Raw genomic sequence first — 14,770 nt, forward strand, 5'->3', positions numbered from 1 at the left:
GACTACGACGCGCGCAGAACGCGTGCCTTGCAACGCGCGCCCTCACGCCCGCCGCGGCTGCCCGGTCGAAGCGCTCGACCAGCCATCCACGGGAATATTCGCACCGGTGATGAAGCGCGCGTCTTCGCTCGCGAGAAACACGATTACGCCCGCGATACAGCACGTCGAAGCGCCCGAAACGCGCGACCGTAGCGTCGATGAGCGCTTGCACCGATGCGCCGTCGCGTACGTCGGTGAGGTGCACCAGCGCGCATGCGCATCCTGCGTGCCGAACGTGAGCGGCGAGCGTGCGCTAGCGATACGATTACCTGCGTGAGCGCGCCTGCCTGCGCAAACGTGCGAATGCCATCGCCACGCCAAAGACACCCATCGCCACACCGCCCATCAACGCATGCACGTGGCGATCGGTGAAGAGCGGCGCGCCGCCATTGCGCGCTTCACGGTCGAAGCGGCCGTGCGCGCCGATCTCGCCCGGCACGGGTGCATGCAGGTTGTCGGGCACGTCGGGCGCGCGCGGGTGGCCCGTCAATTGTCCGCGATACCCTGCATGCGCGAGATAGCGGTCGAGCAGTCCCGGCGCGATCAGGTCGGCAATGATCGCGCGCACCGTGGACCAGCCCAGCCAGAGCGTGCGCCGCCGATGTTGCGCAGCAAACAGAATGGCGCGCGCGGCGACTTCGGGCTCATACACGGGCGCAACGGGCCGCGCCTCCTGCCCGGTACGGTTGGCTGCCCAGTCGAACTGCGGGGTGTTGATGGCGGGCAGATCGACCAGCGAGATGTGCACGTCGAGGCCATCGTGAATCAGCTCCGATCGCACGGCGTCGGTAAAGCCGCGCACCGCGAACTTCGCGCCGCAATACGCAGATTGCAGCGGGATTGCGCGCGAGGCGAGCGCCGACCCCACGTTGACGATCGCGCCGCGATTGCGCGTGCGCATGCGCGCGAGCGCCGCCATCGTGCCGTACACCTGGCCGAGATACGTCACCTGGGTCGCACGCTCGAAGTCGTGCGGCGAGATCGACGAGAGCGGCGCAAAAATGGTCGCCATGGCGACGTTCACCCAGACGTCGATGTCGCCCAGTTCGCGCTCGACCCGCGCCGCGGCTGCTTCGACGGCTTGTGCGTCGGCGACGTCGGTGGGCACCGCGAGCGCGCGCACACTGTAGGCTGCCTGTAATTGCGCAGCGGCCCGCGCGAGCCGTTCGGGTTCGCGCGACAGCAGCGCGACGTCGTAGCCCGCTCGCGCGAACGCTTGCGCAGCGGCGCGGCCCACGCCCGCGCCCGCACCGGTGATGAGAGCAATTTTGCGTTGTGATGTGGTGCGCATCGGGGCCGGTAATCGGAAAGAGGAGTAGTCTCAATCCGCAAAGGCTATGCCCATCGGTTCCAGACGCGATCCAGAGTACGGTGCAAACCGCCATGCGTTGGCTGGCACCGCGTTTGCGCGTCCATCCCTTCGCGCGCTGCCGCCCGGTTGCAGTGCGCCCCTGCCGAGGAGTCTCCGCTCATGTCATCGAACTCATCGTCGAATGCCAGGCCCACGAAAGCCGACCCATCCGATCTCGACCGCCTCGTCATCGACACGATCCGAACCCTGTCGATGGACGCCGTGCAAAAGGCCAATTCCGGCCACCCCGGCACGCCCATGGCGCTCGCGCCGCTTGCGTACCAGATCTGGCAGCATCATCTGCGTTACGACCCTGCCGCGCCGCTATGGCCCAATCGCGACCGCTTCGTGCTCTCGAACGGCCACGCTTCAATGCTGCTGTACTCGCTGCTGCACCTCGCGGGCGTGCAGGCCATCGATGAAAATGGCAAGCTCACGGGCAAGCCCGCGGTCTCGCTCGACGATATCAAACACTTCCGCCAGATCGACAGCGTGACGCCGGGGCACCCGGAATATCGCATGACGACAGGTATCGAGACGACCACCGGGCCGCTCGGCCAGGGGCTCGGCAACAGCGTGGGCATGGCCATGGCCGGGCGCTGGCTCGAGCAGCACTTCAATCGCCCGGACGCCAGGATCTTCGACTACCGCGTCTACACGGTGTGCGGCGACGGCGACATGATGGAAGGCGTCTCGCATGAAGCGGCTTCGCTCGCGGGCCATCTGGGTCTGTCGAATTTGATCTGGTTCTACGATAGCAACCGCATCACGATCGAGGGCCATACCGACCTCGCCTATAGCGACGATGTCGAAGCGCGCTTTCGCGGCTACCACTGGAACACGCTGCACGTGGACGACGCGAACGACATGAATGCCATCGAAGCCGCCATCGAAAAAGCGCAGGCCGTGACCGACAAGCCGACGCTCATCGTGGTGAAGAGCATCATCGGCTGGGGCGCGCCGAACCGGCAGGACACGGCGGCGGCGCACGGCGAGGCGCTGGGCGAGGACGAGGTGCGCCTCGCCAAGCGCGCGTACGGCTGGCCCGAGGACGCGCATTTCCTCGTACCCGATGGCGTGTACGAACGTTTCGCGCAAGGCATGGGCGCGCGTGGCAAGGCAGAGCACGAAGCATGGAAGCAACGCTACGACGACTACGCGAAGCGCTACCCCGAGCTAGCGAAGGAACTGAGCTTGATGCTCGATGGCAAGCTGCCCGACGGCTGGGACGCCGATATTCCCACCTTCGAGGCCGACGAAAAGGGCATGGCCACGCGCGAGTCGTCGGGCAAGGTGCTCAACGCCATTGCGCAACGCGTGCCGTGGATGATCGGCGGCGCCGCCGACCTCGCGCCCTCGACCAAAACCAATCTCAAGTTCGAAGGCGCGGGCAGCTTCGAGCGCGATCACTACGACGGCCGCAACCTGCACTTCGGCATTCGCGAACATGGCATGGGCGCGGTCTCCAATGGCCTCGCGCTTTCGGGCTTACGGCCGTTCGCGTCGACGTTCCTGATTTTCAGCGACTACATGAAGCCGCCGATCCGGCTCGCCGCAATCATGGAGCTGCCCGTCGTTTTCGTGTTCACGCACGATTCGATCGGCCTCGGCGAAGACGGACCCACGCACCAGCCGATCGAACAGCTCGCCTCGCTGCGCGCTGTGCCGGGCCTGCTCACGCTGCGCCCCGCCGACGCCAACGAAGTCGCCGAGTCCTGGCGCGTAGCGCTCGCACGTTCGCGCGAACCGGCCTGCCTGGTGTTGTCGCGCCAGCCGCTGCCCACCGTCGACCGCAAAAAATACGCGAGCGCGGAAGGCGTGCGGCGCGGCGCATACGTGCTCGCCGACGCACCCGACGGCAAGCAGCCCGAAGTCCTGCTGCTCGCCACGGGCAGCGAAGTTTCGCTTTGCATTGCCGCCTATGAGACGCTGAAACAGGAGGGCATCGCAGCGCGCGTGGTCTCAATGCCGTCATGGGACGTGTTCGAACTGGAGGACGAGGCGTACCGCGAGTCGGTGCTGCCTCCGCACATCCATGCACGCGTGGCCGTGGAGCAGGCGGCGACACTCGGCTGGGACCGCTACGTCGGCCGCTTCGGCTCGCAGATCGTGATGCACACGTTCGGCGCCTCCGCGCCGCTCAAGGCGCTGAAGACCAAATTCGGCTTCACGCCGGAGCGCGTGGTCGAAGAAGCGAAGAAGCAGATTGCGCGCTGCAAGGCTGGCGCGGGCGAGTAGTACGAGTAGTCAGTGCCTGCCGGTGCCGTACATGCGCAAATAGCCGCTGTGCAGCATCACGGGCTTGCCGTCCGTCTCTTCGATGAGGCGGGCGGCCGCCGCTTCGATTGCGTCGCGGTTGCGGTGAAATGCCTGGCGCAGATCGGGCTCGCGCAGCGATCTCGCGCCGAAGCGGTCTTCCAGCGCTTCGGCCGTAATGGCACAGTCTACAGGGACGGAATCCGCCACGGCAACAAAGGTTAGCGCAAGCTCCTCCGTGTCGTACTCGACCGGTCCTTCGGGAAAGGTGATTTTCATGATCGATGGACTCCTGAATTGCTTGCCGACCAATCTGCTCGACGCGTCCTAGCCGCTCACGCCGGATGTACGCGCCACCGCGCGTAGCGCTTCAAGCATGATGGCTTCGAGTTCCTGCGCCCTCGCCACGCGCGCGCTTTCGACTACGAGGAAGTCGCTGTCGCCGGAACGCTGAGCCCAGTCCTTGCGTTCGCGAGCATACACCAGGTGCTCCCTGACGGAGCGCGCCGCGGTCCACAGTGCGCGCTCCACGTGACTGACGATGCCCTCCTCCAGCGACATCTCCGAAAACGCGTGACCCGTATGGCAACGGTAACGGCGTGGACGCGCGTTCTTTATCTGCCAGAGCGTACCGCCGCACTCGGGGCATGTGAGGGCCGTGCGTTCGCCGACGTTGTCGAGTTCTTCGGGCGAAACGAACCCGCGCGCGGCCACACGCGCCTCCTCTTCAGTTTGCGAGCCCGCTTTCATGGCACGCTCCTTAGCCAGGGTAGCCAATGGCGCCGCACGCACGGCGTCGCCGATCGCGGCAGCCATGTCCTGAATGCCGGCCACCGTCGCCGCGCCGTCTACCGCGCGCAGGGCCGCTGCAGGCATGGACGACGCTTCGCATTCCTGCGGATCCTGCACGAGACACGCGCCGCCACACGCGCGAATCGCTGCGAGGCCCGCTGAGCCATCGTCGAGATCGCCGCTCAGCACGACGCCGACCACCTTGCTGCCGTACGCCATGGCGGCGCTGCGAAACAAGGGATCGGCGGCGGGCCGCGAGAAGTTCTCGGCTGCGCCATCGGAGAGCCGAAGGCGCCCTTTCTCGACGATCAGATGCCGGTCGGGCGGCGCCACGTAAATCCGGCCCGCCTGCATCACTTCGCCATCGGCGGCGTGGGCGGCTGGCAGCGGACCGCTGCGCGACATCAGTTCGGGCAGCGTACTTTTGTGGCGGCCAATATGCAAAACCACGCACACGGCGGCCGGCAAATCGCCAGGGAGCCCGGCCGCGAGCGTACGCAGCGCAGAAAAGCCGTCGCGCGAAGCGGCTATGACCACGATTTTCAACGGTTCCATGCCGCTTTCTCCCCGGCGCGCGCATCATGCATGCCCAGGCGAAGTGGCGCCTTGACCGCCGCCGGGGAATGTTTATCGCCTCGTGATGCCAAATAGCAAGCTCGCCAGAAAGAGAATCACGAAGATGACGAACAGAATCTTGGCGATGCTCGCGGCGCCCGCCGCAATCCCGCCAAATCCGAACACAGCCGCGATGATGGCTATCACGAAGAAAACGATCGCGTAGTAAAGCATTGCCGGCTCCTTTGAAAAGGTCTCCCCGCCTATGCGCACCGGCTGTGCCCGAACCGGCTTTTGCGAGAGCGATGCGTGTCTCGGGACGCGCTGAGTGCTGCGGCACGCCTGTTGCGGCAGGCAAGTTGTGGCTCTCAAAGTGAAGGAGGCTACCATGTACCCGTTGCAATGCGCCTTGCGCGCGGGCCTCGTCGGCCTCTGTGCCGTGCTCGGCACGCAGTTGGCGCTTTCCCAGAGTAGCCCACAGGCGGGCAGCGGCGAGTCTCAGCACGCCGCGCGGCCCAATCAGTTGCCGCCGCACAATCTCGCGGGGGGCAATCCGGGGTACGGCGGCGAGGCAAGCGATACGTTCATCACCGCCCACGCAAAGGCTGCGCTGATGGCTGCAGACGGCGTGAACTCCAGCGACGTGCACGTCACCACCCAGCGCGGCGCCGTCACGCTCACGGGCACCGTCCCCGACGAGGCGCAGCGCGACAAGGCCGAAAGCGTGGTCCACGGCCTCGACGGCGTGGTCTACGTAACGAACGAGCTGAAAGTGTCCAAACCGCAGTAGCACGCAAGTGTCTCACCTCCAACCGCCATGGCCTCTCCACAGGAGTTATTCATGCCGATGCCGTACGCCTGCATGACGTCGTTTCATTTGCCGCCGCCCGATCCGCTGGACGACCCGCAACGCCCGCCGCTGCCGCCGCAACCGGACGACCGCCCGCCGCCCACGCTGCCCGAAGGCGATCCGCCGCCGCACGTGCCGCCCGAGCGGTTCGAGCGCGCGGCGCAATTTGCATGAGAAAAGACACGACAACCACGAAAGGAGAAGACAATGACCCAGGTTCGCGAAGTGATGTCACGCGAGGTCGTCCATATCGCGCCAGATACGACAATCCGGCACGCCGCAGAGCTCATGCGCGACCATGACATCGGCGCGCTGCCGGTATGCGAAGGCGAGCAGATCGTCGGCATGGTGACCGACCGCGACCTCGCCATGCGCGGGCTTGCCCAGGGTTGCACGGGCGAGGAAACGGTCTCGCACGTGGCCACGTCGGGCGTCCAGTGGTGCTACGAGGACGAAGACGTGAACGTCGTTCAGCGCCGCATGGCGGAGGCGCAGGTGCGCAGGCTGCCGGTGGTGAACCACGAACGCGAACTGGTCGGCACGCTCTCACTCGGCGACATCGCCACGCGCTGCGACGGCGCGCAGCGCGAGCGCATCGCCAATACGCTCGAAGACATTTCCCAGCGGCGCGTGCCGTAACCATCGGGCTGGATGCGGCACGACCCGGGTCTACATCGATGCGTGCCGCGCCACCCGCCGGCTAGTCGTACGCTTGCCTCGCGCGCACGCCGCGCTCCGCTGCTGCGAGCGCTTCCTGGCGCCGGTAATAGCGTTCGAGCACGTAGCCCGCCGTCGCGCCGTGCAGCACGACGGACAGCACGATCGCGTCGAGTGCCGCGGGCAGCACGGGCCGCAACACGTCGCCGGCCTCGTCGATGCCCCACACCGCGTAGTAGAACGCACCCACGCCGCGTATGCCCATCCACGCCATCAGCACGCGCTGCGGCGCGTCCGCGTGCGAACCCGCCATTGCCGCGAACACGGCCAGGGGCCGCGCAACGAACACCAGCACGAGTGCGCACAGCACGGGGCGCAGATCGAGCATCTCGCGCCAATGCGCGGAAATCACACAGCCAATGATCAGCAGTACCGAGAACTCGGCCAGCCGCTCGATTTCCAGTGTGAAGCCCGTCATGCCTTCGGCGAGCCAGGCATGCGCGCGCTGCGGGTCTTTCGCGACCTCGGTGCGCTCGCCGAGTTGCACGCTTTCGAGCGCTTCTGCAGGGCGGCGCTCGCCCGTTGCGCGCAGTTCCTCGTGACGCAGCGCCACGCCCGCCGCGAATACGGCCACGAACGCGTACGCATGCAGCAGCAGCGCCACGCCGTAGGTCACTGACATCAACCCGATCGCGATGAAGCCGTCGAGGCCCACCGCTTCGCCATATCGAGTCCGCAGATGGAACACGATGCGCACGCACAGCGTAGCGAGCACGGCACCCACGAGGAGCGCACCCGCGATGCCCCACGCCACCCACCCGGCGAATGCCGCCGCGTTCTGCGTGCCGACACCATGCACGCCGCACAACGCGAGGCCGAGCAGCGCAAACGGCATCGCCGCGCCGTCGTTGAGGCCGCCCTCGCCCGAGAGCGCGAATCGCACGGGCTCGGCGTCGCCGGCCTCATGAACGCGCAGCTCGTTGGCGAGCACCGGGTCGGTCGGCGCGAGCGCGGCGGCAAGGAACAGGGCCACGCCGGTGGCCGCACCCAACGCCACGCCGAACGCGTACATCAGCGCGACACTGAGCGCCATGGCCAGCACGCCCAGGCGCAGCGGCAAATGCCAGAGGCGGTCGCGTAGCCGCACGCGCAGGTGCATGCCGACCGAAAACAGCGAAATCACGAGCCCGGCTTCTGCCACGACGGTGAGCGTGCGCACGTTCTGCGCAAGGTCGGCATGCACGAGCCCGAGCACACCGGGTCCGACGACCACGCCCACGGCCAGATAGATCATCGCGCCCGTGAGCGGTAGACGCGCGATCGGGCCGCGCGCGAGCGCCACGAACATCAGCAGCACGCCGATCAGCAAAAACCACAGTGCTTCCTCCGGCATCGAAAGACGTCCCTCCTAGTCGATAGTTGCGGCGGTGCGCGGGCCGCAGCCCGCGCCCCAACCCCTCGTTCCCGCAATCTCTGTGCCTCCCGTCGCGCGGGCGGAGGGGCAGCGTCATTCGTCCGCGCGGAGCGGGAGCGCCTTCGCGAAGCACCGCACGTCGCTCAAACCGGCACAATCCGCGAACGGCTCAGCCCGCTCGTAACCGTGCCGTTGATAAAACGCGATCGCGCGCCGGTTGGCTTCGCGCGCCTGAAGAATGACGCGCCGATAGCCCGCCCCGGCCGCCACCGTCTCGAGAAAACGAAGAATCGCCGTGCCGGTTCCAGGCCATTCGGGCCGACGGTAGAGGCACTGGAATTCGGCCACCTCGAACGAGAAGCGGCACAGCGCGCCGCAGCCGATCGCGAGGCCATCCATGGTGCGCGCCATGACAAAGGCGCTGCGCGCCGAACCCAGGTCGCCCAGGTAGAACTGCGACTGCACGCTGTCCCCACGGTAGAGCGCCAGCATGGCGCTCATCTCGTCGAGCAGAATGCGTGCATCGAGCGTGCACGCGTTCTCTCTTCGCACCACTGCGAGTGCCGATATGTCTTTCATTGCTCATGCCCTCCCGATCTCGTCGCATCCTGGATGCGCAAGGAGGGTGCCAGGGCGCGGGAGACCGGGCGCGCACGGTTCGCATGCCCATACGGCGCGTTCGAGGCCCCTCACGCCGCTTTCGTCTACCATCGCGTATGCTTCGTCATCCGATCAGGAGACCGTATTGGACGCACAGCAACTGAGCACCCTTTACCGGCGCTACATCGACTGCCTGAACCGGCGCGATTGGGCTTCTCTCGGGGAATTCGTCGCTCAGGACGCGATTCACAACGAACGCCCGCTTGGCCTCGCGGGATATCGCGCCATGCTGGAACGGGACGTTCACGACATTCCCGATTTGCGCTTCGAAATCGAACTGCTTGCCGTCGAGCCGCCGCTCGTTGCCACCCGCTTACGTTTTGATTGCACGCCTCGACAAGTCTTTCTCGGCGTGCCTGTCGACGGGCGGCGCATCGTGTTTTCGGAAAATGTCTTCTACGCCTGGCGCGACGGGAAAATCGCACAGGTCTGGTCGGTCATCGACAAGGCTGCAATCGAGGCGCAACTGTCATGAGAAACCGGCTTGCAGTGACGATTGCCGTGGTTTTCGGGCAGCGTGACCAGTTGCGCAGACGCGCATGCGGCAGGAAATCAGGATGACTCACCTTGCAGTGCGGAAAGTGCTGCGCATTCGGACTCCTCGTATCCGCAGTTCTTTCTTCCCCATGACCTGGGCGAAGTGCTCGCCAATGCGGGCTTCGTTGTGGCCGCAATCAACCTTCCCGGCGCTAGCTCTCACGCTGCCCGGTAGCCCGGCCGGCATAACCGCTTTGTCACCCTGGCCATCGCGGCGTCAGTCTCGCGCCAGCGTCGGCAGGTAAGATCGATGCAAACGAAGCCATGGCGCAGGACGCAACAGAGGTGAGGGCAGAATGCATTCTTTTCCGCTATTCATTGTCGGCGCACCCCGCTCGGGAACGACGTTCCTCTGCTCGGTTCTCAATGCGCACCCGCACATCCAGCTCACCAACGAATGCCGTATTTTCGCGCTGGTCAAGGAAATGCTGGATGTGGACAGCCAGCGCCCCGATCTTCTTGGCGCGGCCTGCCGAGACCGCTTCAACGCTTATAGCCGGCGCACGCTCGGCGCCTGGGTCGAGCGCTTCTATCGTGAAGACCTCGACATGTCGGCACCGATCTGGGGCGACAAGCATCCCCCTTACGCCGATCCGACGATTCTTTCCGGGCGCACCGGCGCAATCGAGCGCTTGCCGCGCTCCGGATCGTGCCTGAGGCTTATCCACGAGTTGCTGCCCAACGCTCGCTTCATCCATCTTCATCGCGATCCTGGCTGGGTTGCCAATTCTCTGGTGCGCAAGCACTGGATCGGGTCCGTCAACGACGGCGTGCGCGTCTGGGGCCAGTATGTGAGCGAGATCATCGACTTCTTCGCCGAAATCCCGAAGGAGCAGACGCTGACGATCGGCTATCGCAATCTCATCGAGGATGCGGATACGACGATCGCCAGCATCAGCCGTTTTCTGGGCCTCGCGGACCCTGCGCCGATGCGCGATTTTCTGCACGCCCAGCGCAGCGCCCCAACGCCGTTCAGCGATCCGGTGACCGATATCGCCGATCTCTACGTCGTGCCGCCCACGCCAACGACGGACAACGCGCTCCTCGCACTCGCCGAAAAGGCGGCGACGCAGCTCGGCTATTGCGCATCGGCAACTCTTTCGGAATCCCGATAACTTGCGCGCAAGCAGCGCCTGGCATGCGCGGTTTCGCCTGGCGTCCCGAGGCGAGTGCAAGCGGCGGTTCTGGCCGCCGCTTGCACCAAACGTGACGCAATTGTTTTGGACTACGCGCGATTCGTGATGGCAGGCCTGGAAGCGATTTCCCAAGCCCACCGTTCAGAAGAGTTGGGGCCCCATGCGCAAAATCCCGAATTTTGTGCTGCGGCGCGACTTTGAAGCCGCGGCACGGCTCCAGAGCTTCGCGCTCGCGGCTCGCGAACTCCATCTCACGCCGTCGGCGATCAGCCATCAGGTCAAGGAGCTCGAGGCGTATTTCGGGCGGCCGATCTTCAACCGGCGCAATCGCCGCATCGATCCGACCCCGGTGGCGCTGCGCCTGCTCGACAGCCTGAGCCGCGTGCCGATGTGCTCGCCCGCGTTGCTGGCGAGCGCAGCCTCGGTGGAAGCGTTGATGCAGGAGGCCACGCTGATCGACAGCCCACGGAGCCGCGTGACCTGGCGCGACCGCTTCGCCGCGAACGGTCTGCCGTTGACCGACCGGCCGCGCCCGTTGTTCGATCGCGCGGCGCTGGCGATTTCGGCGGCGGCCGACGGCATGGGCATCGTGCTCGAAAGCACGCGCCTCGCCGAGCGCGAGCTTGCGCGCGGCGATCTGGTGGAGGTCGGCGCCGACCGCTTCACGCGCGTTTTACGCGAAACGCATTTCCTTTCGTGCCGCACGACCGACGTCAAGCAGAGCCGCCTCGCCGCATTCCGGCAGTGATTGCTGGCGCAAGCGTCGGCGGGGTGAGCGCTTGCGTTCGTCTGCATACCCAGGGGGTTTTCCGCCGCTTGAATGTCATCAGCCGCGTAGTACGATGAGATCATCAAAGAACAGAATTAGAGGTCCCTCCATGGACACGACCGCACGGCACGCGACGGCCATCGCATTGCTTGCAACGGGCTGCGCAATATCGGCAGCGTCTCACGCCTATAGCAAGGAGGAAGACGCCACGGCGCAGGACCGCGAAGTCCAGGCAGCCTATGACCGGGGTTACAAGGCAGCCAGGGAGGAGATGGCGCAGGCGGCGGCTCCCGCTGCGGCGCCTGCTGCAGCGCCAGCGAAGAAGGCCGCCGGCGCGGCGGCGCAGAAACCTATCCTCGACATCAAGCATACGTATAGCGACGCGGGCGAGGTCTCGACGGTCATGACCGTACCGGTCGTGGTCAAGCCGCTCGCGGATGGGCAAGGCGCGCAAAGCGAACACAGCGCGGGAGAGACTCAAGAGGCGCAAGACGTCCAGGACTCCACCGCCGCGGCTCCGGCCGCAGCGGCGGCGGCGGCGGCGCCCGAGCAGACGAACGCGCGCGCCACCGTCGCGCACGCAGCCAACGCAGCGCCGGCTGCGGCCGCCCGGCAACCGCAGCCGCAAGCGCACGCCTACGCGCAGGCGAGTGCGAACCATCGCCCCGTTGCGGCCACGCCGCCCGCGCAGAACGACGTCGCGCCGCCGGAGTCGCTGGCGAGCGACGAAACCGTCGACGAACCGGAGCCGCCGCGCTCTGCGCAGATCTACTCGACGCAAGGCCAGGGTTACGCCCAGCCCTACTACCAACCGGCGCAGCCACGCGTCCAGCAACAAGTCCCACCGCAGGCCCAGCAATACGCGCCGCCGCCCCAGCCGTATGGCTATGCCCAGCAGCCGGCGTATGCGCAGCAGCGGCCGGCCTACGCGCAGCCGCCCGCCTACGCGCAGCAGCAACCGGTATATGCGCAGCAATACGCCCAGCAGCAATACCCGCAGCAGCAGCCCGTGTACGCTCAGCCCCGGCCCGCTTATTACCCGCCACCCGCACCGTGGGGCGCGCAGTACCAGCAACCGCCGGCACGCTGGGTGTACTGGTCGCCGCAGTATGGGCGCTGGATGTATTACTGAGCGCCGGCTACCAGCGCGCGTCGTTCATCTGGCAGGCGAGCAGGCAACCCAGGGCGGAGATCGTACCGACCGAGCCGAGACCAAAACCCAGGGCAATATTTTCCGCGGTGGTCGCGCAGCCCTGCAGCATCAGCGTCGAGCTGAGCAGCACGGGGAGCAGGAACTGACCCAGAATGCGCGAACAGGTTGGGCGTCGTTGTGACATGGGGCGTGGGTCCGGGAGGATTTTTTTGCGGAAGTTGAGGCTGTCAGCTTACTGACTCGCCTCGTTCGCATTCCCGGGAGCAACGTGTCACAACGGCTATGCCTTACCAATTACCTCGCGACGGTAAGGAAGCGGGGTGGCGGGGGTTTTCGGCTCGCGCGTTAGAACCCATGCCGGGCGCTGATCGCCGCCCCGGTGTCATGCGAGCGCGACAGCGGAAGATGCGCATCGGCGGAGAGATCCCAGTCGCCGACCGTGACGAGCGGCGGCGTTTGCGGATGGAGCGCCTGGTTGGGGATCCCGTTGCCGTCAACCTGAGCTCCGGGCGTGCGCGCCCCGTTGCCTGCCGCATCGACCGCGCCGCCGGTCTCATCCGGAGTGCCAGGCGTTGCAGCGGTGGTCTTCGCCAGATGCGCGTCGTACTGCCGTTCAAACGGCGACTGGTACTCGAAGCGCTTCGCAATGGCGGGCAAAGAGACGGATGGCGCCGCCGGCGCCGGTGCGGCCGCAACGGCGTGTTTCGGGGCGCGGCCGCTCGCGTCCTTCTGGACGTGCTTTTGGACGTGCTTCTGGACGGGCTTCTGGGTGTGCGCCGACTTGGTGGGTTCGGCCGCCGAGACGCTGGCAAGCGCCAGCAGAGAGACACCCAAAAGCCATCCCTGGATCGGATGCTTCATGGAACGAAATCTGCGTCTGGAAACTGGTGCCGCATCGAATAGCTGCGCAGCACTTGCCCCTGGAGTCTAGATCAATCGCAAGTACGACCAATCGGGGTCTTCCCTCGTCTTTCGCCCATATTTTCGGGCAGACCACGCAACGCCTCGTCATCCTGCATGCTCCTGCCCCCGCCAAGCCAGCGGCAGGAGCGGCGTTTTCCAGTCAGAACGCGACTGTCGTACGCACGCCGAACACCGCCTCGTCGCCAATACGCCGCGACGCGTTCTGCGGGTCCGGAATACCGCCGGCCGGGCGGAAGAAGTACTGAAAATCCGCCTGCAATTGCCACCATGGCGCGATCTGATACTGGTAAGTCGCTTCCAGAACTGTCTCCGCGCTGCGCGACGGGTAGCCGGGCGTCGAGACCGCCTGGGCGCTCGCGTAGTCCTGCGCATGCGAGCCGATGTGCGCGTAGCCAACGGCCAGGCCGGCCACGTCGTTGTCGCGTCCCTTGAACGGCGCCTTGAGCGTCACGCCCGCGTTGATCCCGAGGTCCACCAGGTTGCGGTCGCCGGGCGCGCCCATCACGCGCGCGAACACGCCCACCGACTGCGGACTATCGGCGCTCGGACGCCACACCATCTGGTCCGCCACGGCATAAATGCTGTAGTTGCCACGATGGCTGACCGGGCCGCCCACGCCCGTCACGCCCGTTGCCGGATCGGCGAAGCGGTTGCTGTTGTACCAGAAGCCAAGCTTGTAGGTACCGGGCATGCCACCTGGTTGGGGATCCGAATTATTGGCGGGCGGCTGATTGATTGCGTATTGAATTTCGCCGATCACCAGCGCGCCATTGCCCAGGTTGAAATTCGTGCCGCTCGCGTTGAGCTTTTGCGGGTCGCCATCGCCCGGCGCCGGGTTGCCGTCGAATACGCCGCCGAGCACGGTGATCGCGTCCGTAGGCGTAGCACGCACGCGCACGCCGAGCGACGAAAGCGGATACGCAGGGCCGCCCGCTGGCAGATCGACGGACGGCACCACCGACCAGCCGAACGTCGCGTTCATGAACGTATTCGCATACTGGCTGACCATGAACTCCTGGTCGAGGCTTTGCTGACCGACCTTCACGTCGACCTTGCCGCCGGGCAACGTCTGCTGGTACCACAATTCCCACAGGCGGGTCGAGGCATCGGCCTCGATGCCGCTCGCGTTCTGCAGCGTTTGCAGATTGCGCGAAGTCAGGCTCGTGCCGTGAATCTGGAAGCCGGACACATTGAAGATGCCGCCAGGCAAACCGAACGCTTTTTGCGTGTCCATGCCGAGGCTGAACTCAGTGACGCCTTGATAGGCGCCGCCGCGACTCGTTCCGCCGCTCACGTTACCCATGTACTCGCTGGTTTCCTGCAGGCCGAACGACAAGCCGTACTGGGCGAACCAAGGCCGCAAGCCGCCCATGTCGCCGAAGAGATTCGAGCGTTCCCAAAGGCCCGTGGGCGCGGCAGCGTTCTGATCGGCAGCGGGCGCTTGTTGCTGATCCGCTGCACCCGATGACGAAGCAGCTGCAGGCGGAGCCGGTTGAGCGGACGCATTATCGCTGCTGGTCTGCGCAAAGGCGGTGGGCACGACGCCCAGCGAGAGAACCGCGCTCAGTGTAATAGGTGCGCAAGAACCGAGCAGCCTGCTCTTGAGGATGTTTTTCATAGTATTTGTGGGGCTGTAGTAAGTTGCGGACGAGGCCGCTATTCAACGCAGAGCGTGCC

General features: G+C 65.8%; 17 protein-coding genes and 1 pseudogene. 8 read left to right on the forward strand and 10 right to left on the reverse strand.

Features of this window, described 5'->3' with window-relative positions:
• Positions 1–42: 42 nt before the first annotated feature.
• Positions 43–156: pseudogene (locus tag AB4Y36_RS12435) on the reverse strand (3-oxoacyl-ACP reductase); the annotation flags it as partial.
• Positions 157–304: 148 nt separating this feature from the next.
• Complete coding sequence (locus tag AB4Y36_RS12440; RefSeq protein WP_368683105.1) at positions 305–1,330, reverse strand: SDR family oxidoreductase; 1,026 nt, start codon at positions 1,328–1,330, stop codon at positions 305–307.
• A gap of 180 nt (positions 1,331–1,510) precedes the next feature.
• Between AB4Y36_RS12440 and tkt the strand changes: the two genes are divergently transcribed.
• Positions 1,511–3,628, forward strand: coding sequence for a transketolase (gene tkt / locus AB4Y36_RS12445; RefSeq protein ID WP_368683106.1), 2,118 nt, complete (start codon positions 1,511–1,513; stop codon positions 3,626–3,628).
• Positions 3,629–3,637: 9 nt separating this feature from the next.
• Here the strand turns inward: tkt and AB4Y36_RS12450 are convergent, their stop codons facing one another.
• The 3 genes from AB4Y36_RS12450 to AB4Y36_RS12460 form a co-directional block, all read right to left on the reverse strand.
• Positions 3,638–3,925, reverse strand: coding sequence for a DUF1488 domain-containing protein (locus tag AB4Y36_RS12450; protein ID WP_069263263.1), 288 nt, complete (start codon positions 3,923–3,925; stop codon positions 3,638–3,640).
• Between the two features lie 48 nt (positions 3,926–3,973).
• A complete protein-coding gene (locus tag AB4Y36_RS12455) occupies positions 3,974–4,993 on the reverse strand; it encodes a chemotaxis protein CheB (protein ID WP_368683107.1) in 1,020 nt (339 codons plus the stop codon).
• A gap of 72 nt (positions 4,994–5,065) precedes the next feature.
• A complete protein-coding gene (locus AB4Y36_RS12460) occupies positions 5,066–5,227 on the reverse strand; it encodes a DUF1328 domain-containing protein (protein ID WP_042267338.1) in 162 nt (53 codons plus the stop codon).
• Between the two features lie 154 nt (positions 5,228–5,381).
• Between AB4Y36_RS12460 and AB4Y36_RS12465 the strand changes: the two genes are divergently transcribed.
• Genes AB4Y36_RS12465 through AB4Y36_RS12475 form a run of 3 tightly spaced genes read left to right on the forward strand, consistent with a single transcriptional unit; the run spans position 5,382 to position 6,482 of the window.
• A complete protein-coding gene (locus AB4Y36_RS12465; protein WP_342948671.1) occupies positions 5,382–5,783 on the forward strand; it encodes a BON domain-containing protein in 402 nt (133 codons plus the stop codon).
• Positions 5,784–5,834: 51 nt separating this feature from the next.
• Positions 5,835–6,017: a hypothetical protein gene (locus tag AB4Y36_RS12470; RefSeq protein ID WP_069263253.1), complete on the forward strand. Its 183-nt coding sequence runs from the start codon at positions 5,835–5,837 to the stop codon at positions 6,015–6,017.
• A 33-nt stretch (positions 6,018–6,050) separates the two neighbouring features.
• Positions 6,051–6,482, forward strand: coding sequence for a CBS domain-containing protein (locus tag AB4Y36_RS12475; protein WP_069263251.1), 432 nt, complete (start codon positions 6,051–6,053; stop codon positions 6,480–6,482).
• Positions 6,483–6,543: 61 nt separating this feature from the next.
• On the opposite strand, the gene AB4Y36_RS12480 is transcribed toward AB4Y36_RS12475, so the two are convergent.
• Both AB4Y36_RS12480 and AB4Y36_RS12485 read right to left on the reverse strand, forming a co-directional pair.
• Positions 6,544–7,893 carry a cation:proton antiporter gene (locus AB4Y36_RS12480; protein ID WP_368602661.1) on the reverse strand — a complete coding sequence of 450 codons (1,350 nt, stop codon included), beginning with the start codon at positions 7,891–7,893 and terminating at the stop codon, positions 6,544–6,546.
• Between the two features lie 114 nt (positions 7,894–8,007).
• Positions 8,008–8,406 carry a GNAT family N-acetyltransferase gene (locus tag AB4Y36_RS12485; protein ID WP_342948668.1) on the reverse strand — a complete coding sequence of 133 codons (399 nt, stop codon included), beginning with the start codon at positions 8,404–8,406 and terminating at the stop codon, positions 8,008–8,010.
• 253 nt (positions 8,407–8,659) lie between these two features.
• Here AB4Y36_RS12485 and AB4Y36_RS12490 point away from each other — a divergent pair, with 253 nt between their 5' ends.
• The 4 genes from AB4Y36_RS12490 to AB4Y36_RS12505 all read left to right on the forward strand — a co-directional run bounded on the left by AB4Y36_RS12490 (position 8,660) and on the right by AB4Y36_RS12505 (position 12,148).
• On the forward strand, positions 8,660–9,049 hold the full coding sequence (locus AB4Y36_RS12490; RefSeq protein WP_368683108.1) for an ester cyclase: 390 nt from the start codon (positions 8,660–8,662) through the stop codon (positions 9,047–9,049).
• Positions 9,050–9,407: 358 nt separating this feature from the next.
• Positions 9,408–10,226, forward strand: coding sequence for a sulfotransferase (locus AB4Y36_RS12495; RefSeq protein ID WP_368683109.1), 819 nt, complete (start codon positions 9,408–9,410; stop codon positions 10,224–10,226).
• Between the two features lie 181 nt (positions 10,227–10,407).
• Complete coding sequence (locus AB4Y36_RS12500; RefSeq protein ID WP_368683110.1) at positions 10,408–10,995, forward strand: LysR family transcriptional regulator; 588 nt, start codon at positions 10,408–10,410, stop codon at positions 10,993–10,995.
• Positions 10,996–11,125: 130 nt separating this feature from the next.
• The gene (locus tag AB4Y36_RS12505; RefSeq protein ID WP_368683111.1) at positions 11,126–12,148 is read left to right on the forward strand and encodes a hypothetical protein; all 1,023 of its coding nucleotides are present in this window, start codon (positions 11,126–11,128) and stop codon (positions 12,146–12,148) included.
• Between the two features lie 7 nt (positions 12,149–12,155).
• Here AB4Y36_RS12505 and AB4Y36_RS12510 read toward each other — a convergent pair whose 3' ends face one another.
• The 3 genes from AB4Y36_RS12510 to AB4Y36_RS12520 all read right to left on the reverse strand — a co-directional run bounded on the left by AB4Y36_RS12510 (position 12,156) and on the right by AB4Y36_RS12520 (position 14,711).
• Positions 12,156–12,353 (reverse strand): hypothetical protein, encoded by a 198-nt coding sequence (locus AB4Y36_RS12510; protein WP_141710627.1) that lies wholly within the window; start codon positions 12,351–12,353, stop codon positions 12,156–12,158.
• A 161-nt stretch (positions 12,354–12,514) separates the two neighbouring features.
• Positions 12,515–13,030, reverse strand: a complete 516-nt coding sequence (locus tag AB4Y36_RS12515; protein WP_368683112.1) for a hypothetical protein — start codon at positions 13,028–13,030, stop codon at positions 12,515–12,517.
• A gap of 202 nt (positions 13,031–13,232) precedes the next feature.
• Entirely contained in the window at positions 13,233–14,711 is a 1,479-nt protein-coding gene (locus AB4Y36_RS12520) for a carbohydrate porin (RefSeq protein WP_368683113.1), read from the reverse strand.
• Positions 14,712–14,770: the final 59 nt, after the last annotated feature.

The sequence above is a fragment of the Paraburkholderia sp. BR10936 genome (genome assembly GCF_040965735.1).
Classification (GTDB): domain Bacteria; phylum Pseudomonadota; class Gammaproteobacteria; order Burkholderiales; family Burkholderiaceae; genus Paraburkholderia; species Paraburkholderia nodosa_A.

Coding starts and splice junctions, on each gene's coding strand:
- AB4Y36_RS12440 (WP_368683105.1), bottom strand. CDS start 1,330: ATGCGCACCACATCACAACGCAAAATTGCTCTCATCACCGGTGCGGGC.
- tkt (WP_368683106.1), top strand. CDS start 1,511: ATGTCATCGAACTCATCGTCGAATGCCAGGCCCACGAAAGCCGACCCA.
- AB4Y36_RS12450 (WP_069263263.1), bottom strand. CDS start 3,925: ATGAAAATCACCTTTCCCGAAGGACCGGTCGAGTACGACACGGAGGAG.
- AB4Y36_RS12455 (WP_368683107.1), bottom strand. CDS start 4,993: ATGGAACCGTTGAAAATCGTGGTCATAGCCGCTTCGCGCGACGGCTTT.
- AB4Y36_RS12460 (WP_042267338.1), bottom strand. CDS start 5,227: ATGCTTTACTACGCGATCGTTTTCTTCGTGATAGCCATCATCGCGGCT.
- AB4Y36_RS12465 (WP_342948671.1), top strand. CDS start 5,382: ATGTACCCGTTGCAATGCGCCTTGCGCGCGGGCCTCGTCGGCCTCTGT.
- AB4Y36_RS12470 (WP_069263253.1), top strand. CDS start 5,835: ATGCCGATGCCGTACGCCTGCATGACGTCGTTTCATTTGCCGCCGCCC.
- AB4Y36_RS12475 (WP_069263251.1), top strand. CDS start 6,051: ATGACCCAGGTTCGCGAAGTGATGTCACGCGAGGTCGTCCATATCGCG.
- AB4Y36_RS12480 (WP_368602661.1), bottom strand. CDS start 7,893: ATGCCGGAGGAAGCACTGTGGTTTTTGCTGATCGGCGTGCTGCTGATG.
- AB4Y36_RS12485 (WP_342948668.1), bottom strand. CDS start 8,406: ATGCTGGCGCTCTACCGTGGGGACAGCGTGCAGTCGCAGTTCTACCTG.
- AB4Y36_RS12495 (WP_368683109.1), top strand. CDS start 9,408: ATGCATTCTTTTCCGCTATTCATTGTCGGCGCACCCCGCTCGGGAACG.
- AB4Y36_RS12500 (WP_368683110.1), top strand. CDS start 10,408: ATGCGCAAAATCCCGAATTTTGTGCTGCGGCGCGACTTTGAAGCCGCG.
- AB4Y36_RS12505 (WP_368683111.1), top strand. CDS start 11,126: ATGGACACGACCGCACGGCACGCGACGGCCATCGCATTGCTTGCAACG.
- AB4Y36_RS12510 (WP_141710627.1), bottom strand. CDS start 12,353: ATGTCACAACGACGCCCAACCTGTTCGCGCATTCTGGGTCAGTTCCTG.
- AB4Y36_RS12515 (WP_368683112.1), bottom strand. CDS start 13,030: ATGAAGCATCCGATCCAGGGATGGCTTTTGGGTGTCTCTCTGCTGGCG.
- AB4Y36_RS12520 (WP_368683113.1), bottom strand. CDS start 14,711: ATGAAAAACATCCTCAAGAGCAGGCTGCTCGGTTCTTGCGCACCTATT.